The sequence below is a fragment of the Pseudonocardia sp. TMWB2A genome (genome assembly GCF_017312135.1).
In genome coordinates this window covers 3,011,171-3,031,079 of record NZ_QKQY01000001.1, presented here as the reverse complement: position 1 = coordinate 3,031,079, position 19,909 = coordinate 3,011,171, and the positions used below count along the sequence as shown (strand labels likewise).

Below are 19,909 nucleotides of genomic sequence, written 5' to 3'. Positions count from 1 at the left end.
CTCGCGCTTTCATAAGCCCCTCACCCGCTTTGCAAATCGGCGATGCGGCGGCGCTCTGCGGGCGGCACCAGCCCTTCGCATACGCGCCAGAAGCCCGTCACCGCATCCTGCCCTGCATCGCCATAAGCCGCCGCCATACGCGCGCGCATTTCGGCAAAGAGCCGCGCTTCAAGCGCCGTGCCTTCCTCGGTCAGCCGCACTTCCTTTTGCCGCCGGTCATTGCGTCCGGTGCGCATGGTGATGAGGCCTTTGGCTTCCAACTCCTTGATGACCCGCGACAGCGATTGCTTGGTAATGCCAAGCAATGCCAGCAAATCGGAAATCACAAGGCCGGGCTTGCGCGCGACAAAATAGAGCGCGCGCTGGTGGGCGCGGCCCAACCCTTCTTTGGCAAGCATATCATCGAGCGCGCGGACAAGGTGGCTATGGCCGAAATAGAGCAGCTCGATCCCGCGCCGGACTTCGGCTTCGCGCAGGAAAAGCGCCGAGGCGGTCATGCTATGCGCGGGATTATTCGGGTCAGCCATGCTGTAGCGTCTCTTGCGCGGACGCGGTTGCTTTGGCAAGGGGTTCTTCTACCCCTCCCCTGCCGCAAAGGTATAGTCATGACATCCGCGCCCGAATTTATCGTTGAACCCCATCCCCATCCGGTCGATGCGGTCACGCGCGCGGCGATGATCGAAAATCCGGGCTTTGGTTCGGTCTTTACCGACCATATGGTGACGATCCGCTATACCGAAGGCCATGACGGCCCGTGGGGCGGCTGGCACAGCCCGACTATCGGCCCGCGCAAGGCGATCCCGCTCGATCCGGCCACCGCGGTCCTCCATTATGCACAGGAAATTTTTGAAGGGATGAAGGCCTATCGCCACGCCGATGGCCAAATCGCCCTGTTCCGCCCCGAACAAAATGCGCTGCGGTTCAACCGTTCGGCAGCGCGGCTGGCCATGCCCGCGCTACCGGAAGAATTATTCCTCGCTTCGATTGACGAAATCGTCCGCACCGACAAGGATTGGATGCCGTCGGTCGAAGGCGGCTCGCTTTATCTGCGCCCCTTCATGTTCGCGAGCGAAGCGTTTCTAGGTGTGCGCCCTGCCAAGGAATATCTCTACATCGTCATCGTCTCGCCCGCCGGTGCCTATTTCAAAAGCGGTGCGCCTGCGGTCAAAATCTGGGTAAGCGAAGATTATTCGCGCGCGGGGCCGGGCGGCACGGGTGCTGCCAAATGCGGCGGCAATTATGCGGCAAGCCTGTTGCCGCAATCCGAAGCCATCGCCCAAGGATGCGATCAGGTCGTGTTCCTTGATGCCAAGGAGCATCGCTGGATTGACGAACTGGGCGGCATGAACCTGTTCTTCCTGTTCGATGATGGCCGGATGATTACCCCGCCTTTGGGCACCATCCTCCCCGGCATTACGCGCGATTCGATCATGCAGCTTGCGCGCGATGAAGGCATTTCCGTGTCGGAAGAAGCCTATGCCATCGACCAATGGGAGGCTGATGCCAAGAGCGGCAAGCTGGTCGAAGCCTTTGCCTGCGGGACGGCGGCGGTGGTAACGCCGGTTGGCGAAGTGCGTGGGAAACACCATAATTTCACCATCGGGGCCGGTGGTCCGGGGCAGCTCACCGTCAAGCTGCGCGAAAAGCTCACCGGCATCCAGCGCGGCACTTTGCCCGACCCTTATGGCTGGGTCCGCACTGTCGCAGGGGTTTAAGGCCAAGCGGGTGAGGCATAAGGGGGATAAGCCAAAATTTCTGGTTTTCCCCCTTCCCATATTCAAAGCACGGCCTTATAGGGCGCGCTTCACCGGCTTTGGGTCATAAATTCCAAAGCCTGCGCGTTGGGGCGTAGCCAAGCGGTAAGGCACCGGTTTTTGGTACCGGCATGCGGAGGTTCGAATCCTCCCGCCCCAGCCATTTCTCGAAAATTTAAGCAAGGATTGTCTGGCAACACTGCCGAACCTCCGCGCCCTCTGCGCCTCCGCGTGAACCCTTCATCCTTCCCGCCCTTCCCCGACACCGACGGTAAAGCGGAAAAATTTGTAGCAAATCAGGCGCAACCGCCGTTACGGCAATAGGGGCAGGCGCTCCCCCATCGCAACGCGCCCGCTTTTTCCGCCGATTCTCCGCTTGCCCCGCCCCCTTGTCGCTTATATCCTGCGGGAAAGCCGCCATAGCGGAGAGGATCAAATCATGGCCGAGCGCCCGATCAAGAGTTTTGCCGAATTCTGGCCCTATTATCTGACCGAGCATCGCAAGCCCGCGACGCGCATGCTCCATTATATCGGCACGTCGCTGGTGGTCGCACTCGCACTTTATTCTATTGTGACGCGCCAGTTTAGCTGGCTGTGGGCGGTTCCCGTGGCGGGCTATTTCTTTGCATGGGTCGGCCATTTCGGGGTGGAAAAGAACCGCCCCGCAACCTTCACCTATCCGCTCTGGTCCTTGGCGGCGGATTTCAAAATGTGGTTTTACTGGCTGACCGGACGGTTGGGGGGCGAACTGGTCAAAGCAGGCGTCGAACCTGCCCCGGCCCTTCCGCCCCAAGCCTGAACCATATCCACCACCACAGGCATCACTACAAGCATCACAGGATAAACGATATTATGCGGACCGTTACTGTTCCCGTTGCCCATAATCTGCCCAAAGAAGAAGTGCGGCAGCGGATGCAAGAGCGCATTGGCGGTCTTGGCAAGCATCTGCCCGCGGGCGCGACCGTCGAGCCTAGCTGGCCGAGCGAGGACCGCATGGCGCTCGCAATCAATGCGATGGGCCAGAATGTCAACGCGACGCTGGATGTCGAGGACCGTGCGGTGCTGATTACCGTGCAGCTCCCCGGTATGCTCGGCATGATGGGCGGGATGATCGAAGGCATGATCCAGAAGCAAGGCCCGAAACTGATCGGCATGAACAAGGATCGCGACGCGGACGGTAATCCGCAAGGCTAATGCCCTTTCCCGCCACGGAACCCGCTTGATGCCTGCCCGTTGGAGACGGGAAGGAGACATAATATGCCAAGCGATGGCATCATCAAGGAAACGCCCGAAACCACCAAGGAACAAGCGCGGCCCGATACGGCTGCTGCCAAGGCGCAGGAACGGGCGGAGAAGGTTGGCGGGGGCGCGAAGAGTGGTCGGATAAGCGAGGATGACAAGGCCACTCTCCCCTCCCGCTTGCGGGAGGGGTCGGGGGTGGGACTGTTAAACCGGGATGCCTCGCCGAAAGTGTAGCGTAAACCAAGCCCTCCCCGACTTCGCCTAAGAATTTTCGCTCCGCTTCAAATTCCTAAGGCTCCGTTGCCCAGCGAACGCGAAACTGCCCCCAGCAGTTTCGGTTGATGCCGGGGGGCATTAACCAGTTCGCTCGTTTACGGGATGGGTTAAGGCATCACCCCACCTTGCGCACGAAAACCGTGCCAGCCGAATAGCCTGCACCGAACGAGCAAATCACGCCGGTGTCGCCGCTTGCCAAGTCCGCATTATGGAGGTGGAAAGCGATGATTGAACCGGCCGACGAGGTATTCGCATAAGTGTCCAGCACCGTCGGGCTTTCGTCGGCGCTTGCTTCATGACCCAACACGCGCTGGGCGATTAGGCGGTTCATGCCGGTATTGGCCTGATGCAGCCATAAGCGGCGCATATCGTCGGGCTGCAATTCCAGCCGCTCCATCTGGTCCACGATCATTTGCGCGACCATCGGCACCACTTCCTTGAACACTTTACGGCCCTCCTGCACGAACAGGCGGTCATCCTTGGTGCCATTATCCGATGCGTCTGGCGCGCCTTCATAAGCGCGGTTCAGAAAGCCGAAATTGTTGCGGATATTATTGGAAAATTGCGTTTTGAGCTTTGTGCCCAAAATGTCCCAATGTTGAGGCGGCGCGATCGCTTTATCTTCAACCAAAATGGCGGTTGCCACATCGCCGAAGATGAAATGGCTGTCGCGGTCGCGCCAATTGAGGTGCCCCGAACAAATTTCCGGATTGATGACCAGCACCGATTTGGCATTGCCCGCACGGACATAATCGGCGGCGGTCTGGATGCCGAAGGTCGCGGACGAGCAAGCGACATTCATGTCGAAGCCGAAGCCCTCCTCGATACCGAGTGCAGCCTGTATTTCGACCGCAATCGCCGGATAGGGCCGCTCCATATTCGAGCAAGCGACGATCACCGCATCAACGTCCGCCGCGTCGCGTCCCGCCTTGGCAAGCGCATCGCGTGCCGCCGCCACGCCGATTTCCGCGAGGATGCTCAGTTCGTCATTGCTGCGCGCGCGGATGCGCGGACACATGATGGCGGGGTCCAAAATCGGCGCCTTGCTCATCACATAGCGCGATTGGATGCCGCTCGCCTTTTCAATAAATTCGACCGAGCTGGGCTGGAGCGCCTCTATTGTACCCGCAGCAATCGCGTCGGCATTGGCGCTATTATGGGCGTCCACAAAGCGGTTGAAGCTTTCGACCAATTCTTCGTTCGAAATGCTCTCGGGCGGTGTAAACAGGCCGGTTGCGGAAATAACGGGGGTGGCGGGGGAGGTCATTATTTGCTTTCCATTTGCCAAATTGCGCCAAAATCGCAGAAAACTGTTGCTCCCTAGACACAGGGTAAAGCCCTTGCAAGCCGCAACTGGTGAACAGGAGTTGCATCACCCGATAACGACTTGTTAACCATGGGCCACGCATAACAGGACTGTGGGCGGGGGCTTATGGACCTAAAGCGGCGATATTGTTCGCACCATAGATAGCCCCGAGCGTCGCCCGCAGGATTGGAGGCCACGCGATGACTATCGGTTCCAAACCCGCCAACGGAGATTTCGCCCTCGCCGAAATGCGCGAATTTGCGAGTTTTCCGCCCGCCACCCAACGCTATATCCGCCGCTCGCTTGATGTCGGGCTGGAGCGCGATGATGCGCTGGCCCTGTGGTCGCGCGACGAGGTGGAGGCGACCAATATCCGCGTGCAGGCGAAAATCTACCGCCGCCTCAACGATTTGCGCGACATCATTCCCGAAGATAGCGGACTGGCCGCGATCGAACCCTTTATGGCTCCGCTCATTACCTTGTCGGCTTTTGATCTGGGGCAGAACCGGTTGGGCAGTTTCGGGGCGTATCGCTTCCTTTACGAACGGCTGCTCGGAGCCGCAGCACGGCCTTGGCTCCCCGCCGCTTTTTGTGCCGCAGCGGCGCTGCCACACCTCCACCCCGAAAAACGGCGCGAACTGCTCCAGTCGATCAGCGAGGCGGCGGCGACCGCGCCCGGCTGGTCCTATCGCGAACCGGCTTTCTACCCGCATTGGGTCGAAAAAGTGGATGAGGCCAAGCCCGCGCATTGAGGCCGCCTCCCGCTAACCGTCAGGCTATCTCTGCCGCGTCGGGATGTTTTTCGACATAGCCGGCGACAAAGGAACAGGTCGGGATAATTTTGCCGCCTTGCGCCTTCACATCGGCGAGCGCGCCCGCGACCAGTTTCGAGCCGATGCCGCGCCCGCCCAATTCGGGCGGCACCACCGTATGGTTGAAATCCCACACGTCGCCTTGACGCACATAAGCGGCAAAAGCGGTGTGGCCATCAACTTCCATTTCATAGCGGCTTTTGGCTTCATTATTGGTCACATCCATCATCAAAACTCCTGAATAATTTCCTTTTCAACCGCTTGGGCGGGCAAGGGTTCCGACAGGCTGGTTCCGACAGGCTGGTTCCGACAGGCTGGCTCAGATGCAATGCCCGTCAGGTGAAATGGAGACGGCGATATTTGCCCCGGAAATAGAGCAAAGGGTCGCGGCGCGGTTCAAACTGCGCTTTCAGAACCTGCCCCACCAAAATCACATGGTCGCCGCCATCGTGCATTTCGTGGCGCTTACATTCAAAGCTGGTGAGCGAGCCGGTGAGGACGGGCGAACCGAACTCGCCATGCGTCCAAGGGGTTTCACCAAACCGGTCCTCGCCGCGCCGCGCAAAGCGGTCGGAGGCGGGCTGCTGGCCGATTTGCAGCACATTGACCGCGAAATATTCATTGTCGCGCAGCGCAGGCAGGCTCGATGCTCCATTGGCGATGCATACCAACAGCAATGGCGGGTCGAGCGATACCGAGGTGAAGCTGTTCGCGGTCAGCCCCACCGGATTGCCGTCGCCATCATAGGTCGTGACAATCGTCACGCCGGTCGCAAAACAGCCGAGCGCATCACGCAAGGTGCGCGCGTCCGACCCTGTGCGGAATTCGGGGGTGACGCGCGGCACGCGGCGCTCCAGAAAATCGAGCAGCGCGCCGTTAAATTCTTCGGGCCGGTCGGCGGCGACCATATGCCCCGCCCCTTCTATTTCGACAAATTCATTGTCGGGGAGAAGATCGACAAATTTTTCCGCCGCCCCGTGGGTGGTGAATTTGGACTCGGCCCCCCTGATGAACAGCAAAGGCAATTTGAGCGTCGGCGCGGCGCGCATCACATGGGCGCGGACAAGGTCCAGATCCATATCCTTGAGGAACGCCGGATCCCAGTCGAGCCGGTCCGCCGCCTGCCCCGATTGCGCTTCAATCCGCGCGGTAAGTGTTGCAATGCTCGCATCATCGAGCGGCAGCGCGTCGACCACGACAAGACCGGTCGCAAGATTGGCTCCATCCTCTTCGAGCGCGGCCAAGGCGACCCAGCCTGACACCGACGCGGCCACAATTACGGGGCGCGAGGCCATCGCCCCTAGCACCATGCGCAGATCGGCGACATAGGCGTCAAAATCATAGCGGCCATCGGCAGGCCGTTCGCTTTCGCCATGCCCGCGCTGGTCGAGATTGATGACGCGGCGGCCTGCGCGGGCCAATTCTTCGGCCACATCGGTCCACATAGCGCGCGTATGGGTGCCGGCATGGAGCAGCAACACCGCAGGCGCATCTTCATCGCCAAAACTGTCGGCGGCAAGGGTGATGCCGCCAAATCCGGTGAATTTCAAATCACTCATGCCCGAAAATTCCGCTCGTCATTTCCCTGATGTGGCCTGTCGGGACGATAAAGTCACCCCCGCTTGATAGATGATTTCGCGGCGGGCCGACCGAGAATGGCCCCTTGCGACACAAGATATTGTGATGCGAAGGGCGCCATCATTAAAATCCCGCATTTCAGCCAAAAATACCCTCTTAGCTTCGCAAAGTTCGGGCAAATCGGCAATTTTTTTCCGCCCTTCCAGCTACCATATATAGATATGCGCCTCCTTTTTTGCGCGCCCGTTTTACCATATGACACACTCCTTTCGCCGCAGATTATCCCGCGACATATTGTTGTTCCGCCTCCGAAGAGTGGGACGGCGGTGCGGCGTAGGACAGAATTTTATGGAACATGCAGGAGCGGTAGAAGCGTCGCCCACAGGTTGCATTTGTAAACAAGTGATTTATAGCGTCGGACGGGGAGAATTCACGTTGGCCGGACGCGAGCTATTGCCCGCGGACGTTTGAACAGTTGCGAGTTTTTCCTTTATGCTGCATAAACGTATGCAACCATTTTTCCTTATTATTCCAATGGTTGCCGTTTCACTCAGCGCCTGTTCGGCTCAAGGCGACGCGAACCAGAAACAAGGTGGCCCCGCGCAGGTCGGCTATATCATCGTCGCCGAACAAGCGGTGCCGATCACCACCACTTTGGGCGGCCGCACGGTCGCGTTCGAAACCAGCGAAGTGCGTCCGCAGGTCAATGGCCTCATCCGCAAGCGGCTGTTCACCCAAGGCAGCTATGTGCGCGCGGGCCAGCCTTTATATGAAATCGACGCCAGCCTCTATCGCGCAGCCGCCGAGCAAGCCAACGCCAATCTGGCGAGCGCCAATGCGAGCGCGCAGGCCGCAGACGAAAAGGCGCAACGGCTGAAACCGCTCGCCGAAATGCAGGCAGTCGCCGAACAGGATTATACCGATGCGCGCGCACAGGCCCGCGTGGCCCGCGCGGCGGTCGCGCAAAATGCCGCCGCGCTCAAAACCGCGCAGATCAACTTGCGCTACACTACCATATCCGCGCCGATCAGCGGGCGCATCGGCCGCTCGCTCGCCACCCCCGGCGCGCTGGTCAGCGCCAATCAGGCCAATGCGCTCGCGGTCATCGAGCGCACCGACCCCATCTATGTCGATATGCAGCAATCAAGCGCGGAACTGACGCGGCTGCGCCAATCGCTCGCGAGCGGCGGGGTCGGCCAAGGCAGCACTGCCGTGCGGCTCAAACTGGATGATGGCAGCGATTACGGCTTTACCGGCACGGTCGAATTTTCGGAAATGACGGTCAATGAACAGACCGGCACAGTGACCCTGCGCGCGCGTTTCCCCAATCCCAAGGGGATGTTGCTGCCCGGCATGTTCGTGACCGCCTTGTTCGATCAGGCGATTAATCCCGCCGCTATCCTTGTGCCGCAATCGGCGGTGCTGCGCGATTTTGACGGGTCGGCCTTTGTCTATCTGGCGGGCAGCGACAATAAGGCGGTGCGGCGCAAAATTAATGCCGAGCGCACGGTCGGGACCAATTGGGTGGTAACCGACGGGCTTAAACCGGGCGAGCGCGTGATTACGCAGGGGCTCGGCACTTTGAAACAGGGGGCGAATATCAAGGCGGTTCCGGCAAGCAGCCCGCAACGGGTCGGCGCACCGGCAAACACTGCCAAAGCATCGGATAAATAAGCCCATGTCCCGCATCTTCATCGAGCGTCCGATTTTTGCATGGGTGCTGGCGATTATCGTCATGCTGGGCGGGCTGGGCGCGTTGCGCGCGCTCCCCATCGAACAATATCCCGACATTGCGCCGACGCAGATTAATATCCGCGCTTCCTATCCCGGCGCGTCTGCCGAAACGATCGAAAATAGCGTGACGCAGATTTTGGAGCAGCAGCTTTCGGGCATTGACGGCCTGCTCTATTTCAGCTCGCAATCCTCCTCGCGCGGGTCGGCGGGGATTACCGCGATTTTCGCCAAAGGCACCGACCCCGACATTGCGCAGGTGCAGGTGCAAAACGCGATCCAGTCGGCGGTGTCGCGGATGCCGCAACAGGTGCAAAGCCAAGGCGTGCGCGTGACCAAGTCGAATTCGGACTCACTCTTGCTGGTCGCGGTTTATGACACGACCGACACGCGCTCCAATCAGGATGTGTCTGATTTTCTGACCTCCAATGTGCAAGACCCGCTCTCGCGCGTTGATGGCGTGGGCGATGTCAATGTGTTCGGCGCACCGCACGCGATGCGCATCTGGCTCAATCCGCAAAAGCTCGCCGCTGTCTCGCTCATGCCGGGCGATGTGGTGTCTGCCATCAGCGCGCAGAATAGCGAAGTCGCGGCGGGCGAAGTCGGCGGCACCCCTGCCCCCGAAGGCCAGCTTTTGAACGCCACCGTCACCGCGCAATCGCGGATGCAGACGGTCGAACAGTTTGAAAATATCATTTTAAAAACCCTGTCCGATGGCTCGTCGGTGCGGATTAAAGATATTGCGCGCGTCGAAATTGGCGCGGAAAATTACAGCAATATCAGCCGCGTCAACGGGCATCCCGGCGCGGGGATGCTGATTTCGCTGTCGCCGGGCGCCGATGCGCTCAAGACCGCCGATCTGGTCAAGGCGCGGCTGGAGGGGCTGGCCGCCGATTTCCCCGATGGGCTCAGCTACACCTATGCCAATGATTCGACCGCCTTCATCAAATTGTCGGTGAGCGAGGTGCAAAAGGCGCTGTTTGAAGCGATTTTGCTCGTGATTGTGGTGATGTTCGTGTTCCTGCAAAGCTGGCGCGCGACGCTCATCCCGACCATTGCGGTGCCGGTCGTGCTGCTCGGCACCTTTGCGATATTTTATATAGCCGGGTTCAGCATCAATACGCTGACCCTGTTCGGGCTGGTGCTGGCCATCGGCCTCCTCGTCGATGACGCGATTGTTGTCGTCGAAAATGTCGAGCGGTTGATGGAGGAAAATCCCGGCATGTCGCCGCGCGAGGCAACCATCCAGTCGATGAAGGAATTGCAGGTCGCGCTGATCGCGATTGCGCTGGTCTTGTCGGCGGTATTCCTGCCCATGGCCTTTTTCGGCGGATCGACCGGCGTGATTTACCGGCAATTTTCGATCACCATCGTGTCGGCGATGGCGCTGTCGGTGCTGGTCGCGCTGATTTTAAGCCCCGCGCTCACTTCGACCTTGCTCAAATCCAATCATGGGACGCAAGGCAAAAGCCGCTTCCCGCGCGTCAAGCAATGGGGGGAGCGCGCGAAAATCTGGTTCAACACCCGCTTTGACCGCACGGTCAACCGCTATGCCGACAATGTCGCGTATGTGGTCGACCGCAAATGGATCTTCCTTGCCATTTATGCGGTGCTGCTTGGCCTGCTCGCCTTCCTCTTTCTGCGGCTCCCCACCGGCTTTTTGCCCAATGAGGATCAGGGCCGCGTATCGGTCCAGTTCCGCCTCCCCACCGGCGCAACACAGGCGCGCACTTTGGAAGTGCGCAACGAAATCGAAAAATTTCTGCTAACCCATGAAAAGGCCAATATCGGTGCGCTGTTCCTTATGGCCGGTGGCGGCGGCGGCAATGCGTCGGGGCAGAATACCGGCCAAGGCTTCCTCAATCTGGTCGATTGGGACGAGCGGCCCGGCAAGGAAAATACCGCCGACGCGATTGCCGAACGTATCCGCGAGGCCACGCGCGGGCTGCGCGATGCCCAAGTGTTCGCGCTGGTGCCGGGCGCAGTGCGCGGCCTTGGCGATTCTTCGGGCTTCACGATGGAATTGCAGAACCGCAGCGGGATGAGCCGCGAAGATTTTGTCGCCGCGCGCGACAAGTTGGTCGACATGGCCAATGCCAATCCGCGGCTTTCCAACGTGCGGTTAAGCGATTTGCCGGACTTGGCCTCGCTCAAAATCGACATCGATACACAGCGGCTTTCGGCTTATGGCCTCAGTGATAGTGATGTGAATTCCACGCTCTCGACCGCATGGGGCGGGCGGTATGTGAATGATTTCCTCGACAAGGGCCGCGTCAAGCGCGTCTATGTCCAAGGCGATGCGCCGTTCCGCTCAAAGCCCGAAGATCTGGGCCAATGGTATGTGCGCTCGTCCGATGGCGGCATGTCGCCCTTTTCCGCCTTTTCCAGCATTAGTTGGGCCACGACGCCCAGCACCACCTCGCGCTTCCAGGGCGTCCCCGCCTTTGAAATTTCCGGCCAACCCGCGCCGGGCGTGAGTTCGGGTGATGCGATGGACGAAATGGAAGCGATGGCAGCCCAAATCCCCGGCACCAGCGTCGCTTGGGCGGGCTCCTCCTACCAGCAACGCCTGTCATCGGGCCAAGCGCCCTTGCTCTATGGCCTGTCGCTGCTCGTCGTATTTCTCTGTCTAGCAGCGCTTTATGAAAGCTGGTCGATCCCCTTTGCGGTGATGCTGGTCATTCCGTTGGGGCTGGTCGGCGCGGTGTTTGCGGTCAATCTGCGCGGGCTGGAAAATGACGTCTATCTCCAGATCGGCCTGCTCACCACGATGGGACTGGCGGCGAAAAACGCGATCCTGATGATCGAATTTGCAGAACAAGAGGAAAAGAAAGGCAAGCGGGTTATCGAAGCCGCGATTTCTGCCGCGCGTATCCGCTTGCGCCCGATTTTGATGACCAGCTTTGCGTTCATCTTTGGCGTGCTGCCCTTGGCGCTGGCGAGCGGGGCGGGCGCGAACAGCCGCGTTGCCATCGGCACATCGGTGATTGGCGGGATGCTGACCGCGACCCTGCTCGCGATTTTCTTCATCCCGCTTTTCTTCGTGCTGGTGCGGCGCGGAGTGCGCGACGGAGTGGCGGCGCTGCGTCAACGGTTCGGCAAGAAGCGGGGCGATAGCGCCGACACTGGCGAGACTGGAGAGGCCATAGCATGACCGTGAAGCCGCTTTTGCTGCTTGCCCCTGCCCTAATGCTCGCAGGCTGTTCGATGGCGCCCAAAACGGTGCTGCCTGCCCCGCCGGTGCCGGAAAGCTGGCCGGTCGGCGATGCCTATCTGAAACAGAGCGAGGCCGCGCTCCCGATATTATCCTATAAGAGCGTGTTCACCGACCCGCGCTTGCAAAATCTGGTCGAACAGGCGCTCGCCAATAATCGCGACCTCAAAGTCGCTTATGCCAATGTCGCTGCCGCAAAGGCACAAGCGCGCATCAGCCGCGCGGCGCAATTTCCCGACCTTGGCGTGACAGGCGGCGCAGGGATTTCCGGCACCGGATCGGATAGCAGCGGCGATTTTTCCGTACGCGGCGGTGTTTCCGCTTTTGAGCTGGACCTCTTCGGCAAGCTTGCCAACGCCAATGCCGCCGACCGCGACCGCGCGCTTTCGACCGAAGCCGCCGCGCGCACCGTGCGCCTCGCGATGATTGCCGATCTTGCCGCCGCTTGGGCGACCTATGGCGCGGACCGCGACCTTTTGGCCATTGCCGAAGATACCGCGAAAAATGCGCGCGAAAGCGTCACTCTCACCCGCGCGCGATTGCAAGGCGGCATTGCCCCGCGCTCGGACCTGCGCCAAGCAGAACAGATATTGGCGACCGCAGAGGATGCGATTGCCCAGCAACGCACTGCGTTGGCGCAGGATGAAAATCTCGTCCGGCTGCTGGTCGGGTCCGATTTTGACCGCGCCTTGCTCCCCGCCAGCCTTGCTGAAGTGACGCCCGCCATTGTCGCGCTTCCCGCAGGCACCAGTTCGGACATATTGCTGCGCCGCCCCGATATTATCGAGGCCGAATATCAATTGCGCGCCGCCAATGCCGATATTGGCGTTGCGCGCGCGCGGATGTTCCCCTCCATATCGCTCACCGGCCTGTTGGGACTGGCAAGCGATGCGCTGGGCGGCTTGTTCAAAAGCGGCGCGTTCAACTATTCGGCGGGCGCAAATGTGAGCGCGTCCATCTTCGATTTTGGCGGCAGGCGTGCAGGCGTTGCGGTGAGCGAAGCGCAGCGCGATGCCGCGCTTGCCGGTTATGAACGCGCAATCCAGACTGCGTTTCGCGACATTGCCGATACGCTGGCTGTCCAAGGCACCATCGCCGAGCGTGTACGCGCCGCCGCCGCCAATACCGATGCGGCGCAAGATTCAGCCAATCTCGCCGCCGCGCGCTACCGGGGCGGCATTGAAAGCTTTCTCGACAATCTCGACGCCCAGCGCAGCCTCTATAGCGCACGCCGCAGCGAAATCGGCACCCGCCTCCTGCTCGCCCAATCGCGCATCGCTCTGTTCCGCGCGTTGGGCGGCGATAGTGCCACAGCGGCCCCTGCTACCCCCACGCCGGAGCAGTAAGCCCCGCCGCCTATTTGTCGCGATACGCGGCCTGCATCTTGCCGCGCCTCCCCGCACATCTCCCCTTATAAAATGCAAGCTGGTGACGGGCCATAAGCGCAGCCGTGTTACACGCTTGATAGGTGCTGTTCTTGGAAGCCATGCGCTTATCCAAGCCCGCTTTACATCTATTCTTATTATGGGTGCATGGTTAAATCATTGAATTAAATTATAATAATCATAAAATAACATTTTATATAATTTCAAAATTTTATATAATAAATCTCTATTTTTCCAACAGTTACACATTTTACTACAAATATAGTGTAAGCTTTAGTAAAGTTTACACCAATTTTCTCAAAGTTACCTTTGCCCTAATTTCAAGATATTCTCCAGTAATGTAACGGCAACTTATATATTTACAAAATGAATATTTAAGTGATTCTCGCTTTTCTGGAGAGGTTATTATGGTTACTCGACATAGTTCGCCTACGCATCGTGCAACGCGCCGCGATTTGAAAATGGTTTCCAAGCTGGGCGGGGCCAGCCTCATTGTCATTGCGGCCCTTGCCATGAGCGCCAACCCTGCACAGGCGCAGACCGAAGATGTTGTATGCGCCGACGCTGCAACCGGTGCGCCTATCGCGTCACAACAGGCTGCCGCCGCGCTTGCATCGGGTGTGCAGGTCATCTGCGGTGCCGGGGCGCAGGCGACCGGGGACGGCGCGATTGCGGTCGGTAAAAATGCGAAAGCAACCGGACAAAGCGACAGCATCGCCATCGGCACCGACAGCGAGGCCACGGGCGTCAGCGCGGTTGCGGTGGGCGATACGGCAAAAGCCCTTGGCGCGCGCACCGTCGCCATCGGTAATAATGCCCGCGCAGGCAGAGGCCCCAATGACGGGGCGGGCGCGGTCGCCGTCGGCAATGGCGCACAGGCTCTCACCAACGGGACTGTTTCTGTCGGCCAGAATGCAGGCGGCGGGGCGACCAATGCGGGCACTTCGCGCGTCGCTATCGGCGATAATGCAGGCACCAATGTCGACGGCAACACCAACACGGCCGTTGGTGCCCAATCCGGCCAAACCATCAAAGGGGTCAATAATACCGCTTTGGGATATCAGGCGGGGCGCAATGTTCACGGCATTATAAGCCTTGTAAACGGGATGAATAATACCGCCATCGGCACACGATCGGGCAATGTCGTTTCCGGCAGCCGCAATACCACCGTCGGGTGGGAAGCGGGCAGCAATGTCACGGGCTTTGACAATATCTCCTTTGGCGGCCAATCGGGCATCAACGTCCAGGGTCGGCAGAATACCGCCAACGGCTATTATGCCGGGAGCGGCATCCAAGGCAGCTATAATGTCGCAAGCGGCACGGCTGCGGGCGCCAATGTGACCGGCTCATATAATATCGCGCTTGGCGACCATGCAGGCACATTAACGCGCGTAACCGTCGCGTCCGATGGTCAACCGGACTTCTCCTCCAGCGCAAGGCTCACTGTATCGGACAGCATCGCACTCGGTCGCGAAACGCAGGTGGGCGGCGACAATGCGATGGCAATTGGCAGCCTTGCCAATGCAACGCTTGCCAACAGCGTCGCTTTAGGCGCGAACGCTCTCGCTGATACGGTGATCGGCACCGCCAGCGGCACGATTGCAGGCACCACCTATAATTATGCGGGCAGCGTCCCGCTTTCGACCGTCAGCATCGGCAAAGCCGGGGAAGAGCGCACGATCACCAACCTTGCTGCGGGCCGGGTCGATGCGACCTCGACCGATGCGGTGAACGGGTCACAGCTTGCCGCCACCAATGCGGCGCTCGATGAAGCGGCGGCCGCCGCCGACAATTCGGTGCAATATGACGATCCGGACAAGACCAGCGTAACACTGGGCGGTGTGGCATCGACCGATGGCGGCGTCACCAACGGCACCAAAATCACCAATGTCGCACAAGGCAATGTCGCGGACGGTTCGACCGATGCGGTCAACGGCACCCAGCTTTATCAGGTGCAGCAACAAATGCTCGCCGGACAAACCCATTATGTCAGCATCAATGACGGCGGTGTGCAGGGCGCAAACTATAATAATGATGGCGCTTTGGGCCGCGACAGCATCGCTATCGGCGTCAACACATCGACGGCAGCGGGCGCACAGGAGGCGATTGCGATAGGCGCCAGAGCTACCGCGAATAGCTCGGTCGGTGTCGCCATCAGCAGCGATGCCGTAAGTAATCAAGGCGGGATCGCTATCGGCGCTCTTTCTCTTGCCAATGGTGACGGCGTATCGGTGGGCCTTGGTGCGGGGATGCAATCTTCGGGTTTATTCAATACCTATGTCGGATCCAATTCAGGAATATCCAGCGTCGGCGACCTTAATTCCGCCTTTGGTATTGGTTCAGGCCGTGGCGTTACCGGTAACGCAAATTTGGCATTAGGCGGGTCTGCTGGCCAAGCGGTGATCGGCGACTATAATTTGTCTGTGGGGCAAGCAGCTGGCGCGAACACAAACGGATCAAACAATGCGTCGGTCGGCGTATTGGCGGGTTCCAGCTTATCGGGTAATATGAACGCCGGTTTGGGTTATGCTGCAAACATCGACGTAACCGGTGATCGCAACGCAGCACTCGGTTATTCTGCCGGGGCCGTTACAAACGGAAACGATAATAGTGCTATCGGGTTTCAGGCCGGTATCGGCACCAATGGCAATCAGAATGTTGCGATGGGTTATATGGCTGGCGCGGCCAACGCTGGCAATAACAACATCCTTGTCGGCACCCAAGCCGGGGTCCAAATAGACCCCAATGACCCGAACTCAGCCGAAACAACGACGGCAAATGATGTCATTGCGCTGGGACAAAACAGCCTCGCCAATCAGGATACAGCGGTGGCTATCGGCAAAGATGCTACCGCCAAGGCAAGCGTTGGCGATGTGGCGCTTGGTGCCGGGTCGGTGACGGATTTGGCGGTTGGTACGGCCTCTGGCACGATTGCGGGCATCACTTATAATTATGCAGGCACCAACCCGCTTTCGACCGTGAGCGTCGGCGCGGTGGGCGCCGAGCGCACCGTCACCAATGTGGCGGCAGGGCGCGTGTCGGCAAGCTCGACCGATGCGATTAACGGGTCACAGCTTGCCGCGACCAATGATGCGGTGGAAGATGCCATCCTTCAGGCGCAAGGCAATACAGCCGCGCTTGGCGGCGGGGCAGCTTATGATCCGGCAACCAATCTCTATACCGCGCCTTCTTATGTCACCTCGACCGGCACCTATAATAATGTCGGTGACGCGCTGATTGCGAGCAATAACCAGATTAACCTGCTGGGTAATAGCGTGGCGTCCGGCCTTGGCGGCACGTCGAGCTATGATCAGACGACGGGCCAGCTCACCACCGCGCTTACCGTGGGCGGGGTCAATTATAGCGATGTGAACTCGGCGCTGAATGCCGTCGGCGCACAGGCTGGCGCGGGATGGACGGTGACCACCGATGCGAGCGGCACGGGTGAGTCGGTAGCGACGCTTGGCGACTACACCGTGGAGCCGGGCGAAAATCTGGGCATCACAGCGGGTAATAATATGATTATTACCCAAGACGGCACGGATCTGGAATTTGCGGTCAATCCGAACCTTAAAATCACCAGCGTGACCACGGGTAACACGGTGATGAATAATGATGGTGTTACTGTAAATGGCGGAGCCAATGGCCCGGTGTCGCTGACCAATAATGGCCTGAACAATGGCGGCAATGTTATCACCAATGTCGCAGCCGGTGTGAACGATACAGACGCGGTCAATGTCAGCCAGCTTGCCGCGGCTACAACCGCGGGCACCAATGCCGATGAACGCGCGGTCAAATATGACTGGACCGATCTGGACGGCGACGGCGTGGTTGATCCGGGCGAGGTCGATTATAGCAAGGCAACGCTTGCGGGCGTTGACGGCACCACCATCGACAATCTCGCCCCCGGCACCATCGATGCAACGTCGATGCAGGCGGTCAATGGCTCGCAAATCCATGCCAACCAGCAAAGCCTTGCCAATGCGCTGGGCGGCGGTTCGGTGGTCAATGCGGACGGCACGCTCGGCGCGCCTTCCTATGTGACCTCGACCGGCACCTATAATAATGTCGGCGATGCGCTGATTGCTGGCAACAACCAGACCAATGCGCTGGGCAATAGCGTCGCGTCGGGCCTTGGCGGCACGTCGAGCTATGATCCGGTAACGGGTCAGGTGACGACTGGCCTCAGCGTGGGCGGCACTAATTATAGCGATGTGAACTCGGCCCTCAACGCTGTCAGCACACAGGCTTCGGCAGGCTGGAATGTCACCACCGGCGCGGTCGGTAGCGGCATAGTCCACGGCAGCAGCCTTGCCAATGTTGCCCCCGGCGCCACCCACACCATCACGGCAGGCGACAATATTGTCGCGACGCAAAATGGCACCGAAGTGCAGCTTGCGGTCAATCCCGACCTCAACGTCACCAGCGTCACCACCGGCAATACGGTGATGGACAATGATGGCGTCACGGTAAGCGGCGGCGCCAATGGTCCAGTATCGCTGACCGGTAACGGGCTCGACAATGGCGGCAATACAATCACCAATGTCGCGGCTGGAGTGAATGACACCGATGCGGTCAATGTGGCGCAGCTTAACCAGACCAACCAGCAGGTCACCGACCTGTCGAACCGCACCGATACGCTGGGCGAAAGCGTGGCGTCGGGGCTGGGCGGCAATAGCAGCTATGACCCTGTAACGGGTCAGGTGACGACCGACCTCAATGTCGGTGGCACCAGCTATACGGACGTCAACAGCGCGATCAACGCGATCAACGCGACCGCCAATGCGGGCTGGAATATCCAGGCCAATGGCGGTGCAGCGAGCAATATCGCCACCAACGGCACGCTCAATGTGACGCAAGGGTCGAACACGCAAGTGACCTTGCAGGGCAATGAGTTGCAGGTTGCGGTGGTCGATAATCCGACCTTCTCCGGCATGGTCACGGCCAATGGCGGCTTGACGGTGGGCGCGGGCCAGACGGTCGATATGGGCGGCAATGTCGTCACCAATGTCGGCGCAGGGGCGGTCAACGCCACCTCGACCGATGCGGTCAACGGATCGCAGCTTTATGCCGCCAGCATGGCAGCGCAAAATTCGGTGCAATATGACGAAGGCCACACATCCGTGACCTTCAACCCCGGCGGCGATGCCATCCAGTTGCATAATGTCGCAGCCGGAACCGCGCCGACCGATGCGGTCAATGTTGCCCAGCTTAATGCCGGGATGAACGATGCTGTGGCCCGCGCCAACAGCTATACCGACAGCCGGATCATGATGCTGGAATATGACCTTGGCAGCGCCCGCCGCGATGCCAATGCGGGGACGGCCGGGGCGCTCGCCGCTGCCGGACTGCCGCAAGCCTATGAGCCGGGCAAGGGCATGATTGCGGGCGGGGTCGGCTATTATGACGGCCAGACCGCCTTTGCCATCGGCGGGTCGCGCGTGTCGGATGATGGCCGCATCATCGTCAAGGCAGGCGCAACCTACAACACCCGCGGACGGGCCGGGGCCAATGTCGGCGTCGGTTACCAGTTCTGACGGGCGGCGAAGGAAAGGATGATTTTATGAAAATGACTATGATTGTATCGGCCCTTCTGGCCAGCGCCCTTTCGACAGGGGTGCTGGCAAGCGGGGCGCTGGCGGAAAGTGCCGACAGCATGACTGTGCTTCCGACCTATCAAGCCCAGGTCAATCCTGCGCTGTTCGAAGAAACGGAGCGCACGATGAAGAAACGCGGCGTGACCGTTAACCCCGCCGATGTGCGAATGATTGTGCCGGGCGTCGATAAGGATAGCATCTATACGCTCATCGGTCCGCCGCATTTTGACGCAGGCATTTCGCGCAAGTGGAATTATGTGCTGTTCTTTCCGACCGGTAACGGGACCGAGCGGCAACGCTGCCGCGTCGAAATCCGTTTTCACCGCCCCGATAAGGCGCGCACTGTCGAAGTGCAGCAGTTGGTTTGGCAGGATCAGGCCTGCGCAGACCGCGTAGCCGGAGCGCAATAATCCATGACATTCTCCCGTGCGGCGATGAAGTCCGGCAGCATGGCCTGTATCGGTCTTGCAGCACTTTTCATCGCCGCTAGCGCCGCGTCCCATGTCGCGGCACAAACTTCGGGGAGCAGCGGGCCTGCTTTCGGGCCTGCGCTCCCCGGTATTTGTTTGCTCGCCAAAAAAGAGGCGCTGACCGCGTCCGCCGCCAGCCGTGCCATCGAAGCGCGCATTGCCGCTGCCGAACGGGCGCTGGCAACGGCCGCAGCGCAGCAGGAGGCAGGCTTTACGACCCGGCGCGGGCAACTCGCCATGCTTCAGGGCAAATTGGCCCCGGCCGATTATGCGCAGCGCATGGCCGATATAGATACAGACCAGCGCACAGCGGTAGCGACCCGCACCCGCCAGACCGCGCTCATCGCAAGCGAAGCCGCCAAAGCGCGCGCAAGCCGCGAACAAAGGCTCGCGCAGGCGCTAACATCGGTGGTGACGGCGAAGAAATGCAGCCTCATCGTCGAACGCGACGCCACTTATGGCTGGAACAATGCGATGGACATCACCCCCGACGTCATGCGCGCCATGCAGTAAGGCACCACAAAGCGCGTCGTAATTATCTATA

15 protein-coding genes and 1 tRNA gene are annotated in these 19,909 nt (G+C 59.8%); 12 read left to right on the top strand and 4 right to left on the bottom strand.

The annotated features are described in order from the left end of the window. Positions 1–20: 20 nt before the first annotated feature. Positions 21–497, bottom strand: a complete 477-nt coding sequence (locus tag DMP17_RS14125; RefSeq protein WP_337829715.1) for a MarR family winged helix-turn-helix transcriptional regulator — start codon at positions 495–497, stop codon at positions 21–23. A gap of 108 nt (positions 498–605) precedes the next feature. On the opposite strand from DMP17_RS14125, the gene DMP17_RS14120 reads away from it, so the two are divergent. The 5 genes from DMP17_RS14120 (at position 606) to DMP17_RS14100 (ending at position 3,230) form a co-directional block, all read left to right on the top strand. Beyond that, entirely contained in the window at positions 606–1,715 is a 1,110-nt protein-coding gene (locus tag DMP17_RS14120) for a branched-chain amino acid aminotransferase (protein ID WP_443217883.1), read from the top strand. Between the two features lie 127 nt (positions 1,716–1,842). After that, positions 1,843–1,917: transfer RNA gene (locus DMP17_RS14115), tRNA-Gln, on the top strand. A gap of 276 nt (positions 1,918–2,193) precedes the next feature. Further along, on the top strand, positions 2,194–2,553 hold the full coding sequence (locus DMP17_RS14110; protein ID WP_337829713.1) for a DUF962 domain-containing protein: 360 nt from the start codon (positions 2,194–2,196) through the stop codon (positions 2,551–2,553). 53 nt (positions 2,554–2,606) lie between these two features. Beyond that, positions 2,607–2,948 (top strand): polyhydroxyalkanoic acid system family protein, encoded by a 342-nt coding sequence (locus DMP17_RS14105; protein WP_337829712.1) that lies wholly within the window; start codon positions 2,607–2,609, stop codon positions 2,946–2,948. Positions 2,949–3,011: 63 nt separating this feature from the next. Beyond that, on the top strand, positions 3,012–3,230 hold the full coding sequence (locus tag DMP17_RS14100; RefSeq protein ID WP_337829711.1) for a hypothetical protein: 219 nt from the start codon (positions 3,012–3,014) through the stop codon (positions 3,228–3,230). A 157-nt stretch (positions 3,231–3,387) separates the two neighbouring features. On the opposite strand, the gene DMP17_RS14095 is transcribed toward DMP17_RS14100, so the two are convergent. Beyond that, positions 3,388–4,539, bottom strand: a complete 1,152-nt coding sequence (locus DMP17_RS14095; RefSeq protein ID WP_337829710.1) for a beta-ketoacyl-ACP synthase III — start codon at positions 4,537–4,539, stop codon at positions 3,388–3,390. 239 nt (positions 4,540–4,778) lie between these two features. Here DMP17_RS14095 and DMP17_RS14090 point away from each other — a divergent pair, with 239 nt between their 5' ends. Further along, a complete protein-coding gene (locus DMP17_RS14090) occupies positions 4,779–5,330 on the top strand; it encodes a hypothetical protein (protein WP_337829709.1) in 552 nt (183 codons plus the stop codon). A gap of 19 nt (positions 5,331–5,349) precedes the next feature. On the opposite strand, the gene DMP17_RS14085 is transcribed toward DMP17_RS14090, so the two are convergent. Beyond that, positions 5,350–5,619, bottom strand: coding sequence for a GNAT family N-acetyltransferase (locus DMP17_RS14085; RefSeq protein WP_337829708.1), 270 nt, complete (start codon positions 5,617–5,619; stop codon positions 5,350–5,352). Between the two features lie 106 nt (positions 5,620–5,725). Next, positions 5,726–6,949, bottom strand: coding sequence for an alpha/beta fold hydrolase (locus DMP17_RS14080; RefSeq protein WP_337829707.1), 1,224 nt, complete (start codon positions 6,947–6,949; stop codon positions 5,726–5,728). A gap of 511 nt (positions 6,950–7,460) precedes the next feature. Here DMP17_RS14080 and DMP17_RS14075 point away from each other — a divergent pair. The 6 genes from DMP17_RS14075 (at position 7,461) to DMP17_RS14050 (ending at position 19,878) form a co-directional block, all read left to right on the top strand. Beyond that, positions 7,461–8,642 carry an efflux RND transporter periplasmic adaptor subunit gene (locus tag DMP17_RS14075; protein ID WP_337829706.1) on the top strand — a complete coding sequence of 394 codons (1,182 nt, stop codon included), beginning with the start codon at positions 7,461–7,463 and terminating at the stop codon, positions 8,640–8,642. 4 nt (positions 8,643–8,646) lie between these two features. After that, positions 8,647–11,853 carry an efflux RND transporter permease subunit gene (locus tag DMP17_RS14070; RefSeq protein ID WP_337829705.1) on the top strand — a complete coding sequence of 1,069 codons (3,207 nt, stop codon included), beginning with the start codon at positions 8,647–8,649 and terminating at the stop codon, positions 11,851–11,853. Then, a complete protein-coding gene (locus tag DMP17_RS14065; RefSeq protein ID WP_337829704.1) occupies positions 11,850–13,259 on the top strand; it encodes an efflux transporter outer membrane subunit in 1,410 nt (469 codons plus the stop codon). The genes DMP17_RS14070 and DMP17_RS14065 overlap by 4 nt, the downstream gene beginning before the upstream one ends. 500 nt (positions 13,260–13,759) lie before the next feature. Next, positions 13,760–18,835, top strand: coding sequence for a beta strand repeat-containing protein (locus DMP17_RS14060; RefSeq protein ID WP_337829703.1), 5,076 nt, complete (start codon positions 13,760–13,762; stop codon positions 18,833–18,835). A 26-nt stretch (positions 18,836–18,861) separates the two neighbouring features. Continuing rightward, positions 18,862–19,305, top strand: a complete 444-nt coding sequence (gene bamE, locus DMP17_RS14055; RefSeq protein WP_337829702.1) for an outer membrane protein assembly factor BamE domain-containing protein — start codon at positions 18,862–18,864, stop codon at positions 19,303–19,305. Positions 19,306–19,329: 24 nt separating this feature from the next. Further along, on the top strand, positions 19,330–19,878 hold the full coding sequence (locus tag DMP17_RS14050) for an OmpH family outer membrane protein (protein ID WP_337829701.1): 549 nt from the start codon (positions 19,330–19,332) through the stop codon (positions 19,876–19,878). Positions 19,879–19,909 lie beyond the last annotated feature (31 nt).

Excerpts from the sequence above, each read along its gene's own strand:
- DMP17_RS14090 (WP_337829709.1), top strand. The coding sequence starts at position 4,779 with ATGACTATCGGTTCCAAACCCGCCAACGGAGATTTCGCCCTCGCCGAA.
- DMP17_RS14105 (WP_337829712.1), top strand. The coding sequence starts at position 2,607 with ATGCGGACCGTTACTGTTCCCGTTGCCCATAATCTGCCCAAAGAAGAA.
- DMP17_RS14095 (WP_337829710.1), bottom strand. The coding sequence starts at position 4,539 with ATGACCTCCCCCGCCACCCCCGTTATTTCCGCAACCGGCCTGTTTACA.
- DMP17_RS14065 (WP_337829704.1), top strand. The coding sequence starts at position 11,850 with ATGACCGTGAAGCCGCTTTTGCTGCTTGCCCCTGCCCTAATGCTCGCA.
- DMP17_RS14075 (WP_337829706.1), top strand. The coding sequence starts at position 7,461 with ATGCTGCATAAACGTATGCAACCATTTTTCCTTATTATTCCAATGGTT.
- DMP17_RS14070 (WP_337829705.1), top strand. The coding sequence starts at position 8,647 with ATGTCCCGCATCTTCATCGAGCGTCCGATTTTTGCATGGGTGCTGGCG.
- DMP17_RS14060 (WP_337829703.1), top strand. The coding sequence starts at position 13,760 with ATGGTTTCCAAGCTGGGCGGGGCCAGCCTCATTGTCATTGCGGCCCTT.
- DMP17_RS14120 (WP_443217883.1), top strand. The coding sequence starts at position 606 with ATGACATCCGCGCCCGAATTTATCGTTGAACCCCATCCCCATCCGGTC.
- DMP17_RS14125 (WP_337829715.1), bottom strand. The coding sequence starts at position 497 with ATGACCGCCTCGGCGCTTTTCCTGCGCGAAGCCGAAGTCCGGCGCGGG.
- DMP17_RS14100 (WP_337829711.1), top strand. The coding sequence starts at position 3,012 with ATGCCAAGCGATGGCATCATCAAGGAAACGCCCGAAACCACCAAGGAA.
- DMP17_RS14050 (WP_337829701.1), top strand. The coding sequence starts at position 19,330 with ATGAAGTCCGGCAGCATGGCCTGTATCGGTCTTGCAGCACTTTTCATC.
- DMP17_RS14110 (WP_337829713.1), top strand. The coding sequence starts at position 2,194 with ATGGCCGAGCGCCCGATCAAGAGTTTTGCCGAATTCTGGCCCTATTAT.
- bamE (WP_337829702.1), top strand. The coding sequence starts at position 18,862 with ATGAAAATGACTATGATTGTATCGGCCCTTCTGGCCAGCGCCCTTTCG.
- DMP17_RS14085 (WP_337829708.1), bottom strand. The coding sequence starts at position 5,619 with ATGATGGATGTGACCAATAATGAAGCCAAAAGCCGCTATGAAATGGAA.
- DMP17_RS14080 (WP_337829707.1), bottom strand. The coding sequence starts at position 6,949 with ATGAGTGATTTGAAATTCACCGGATTTGGCGGCATCACCCTTGCCGCC.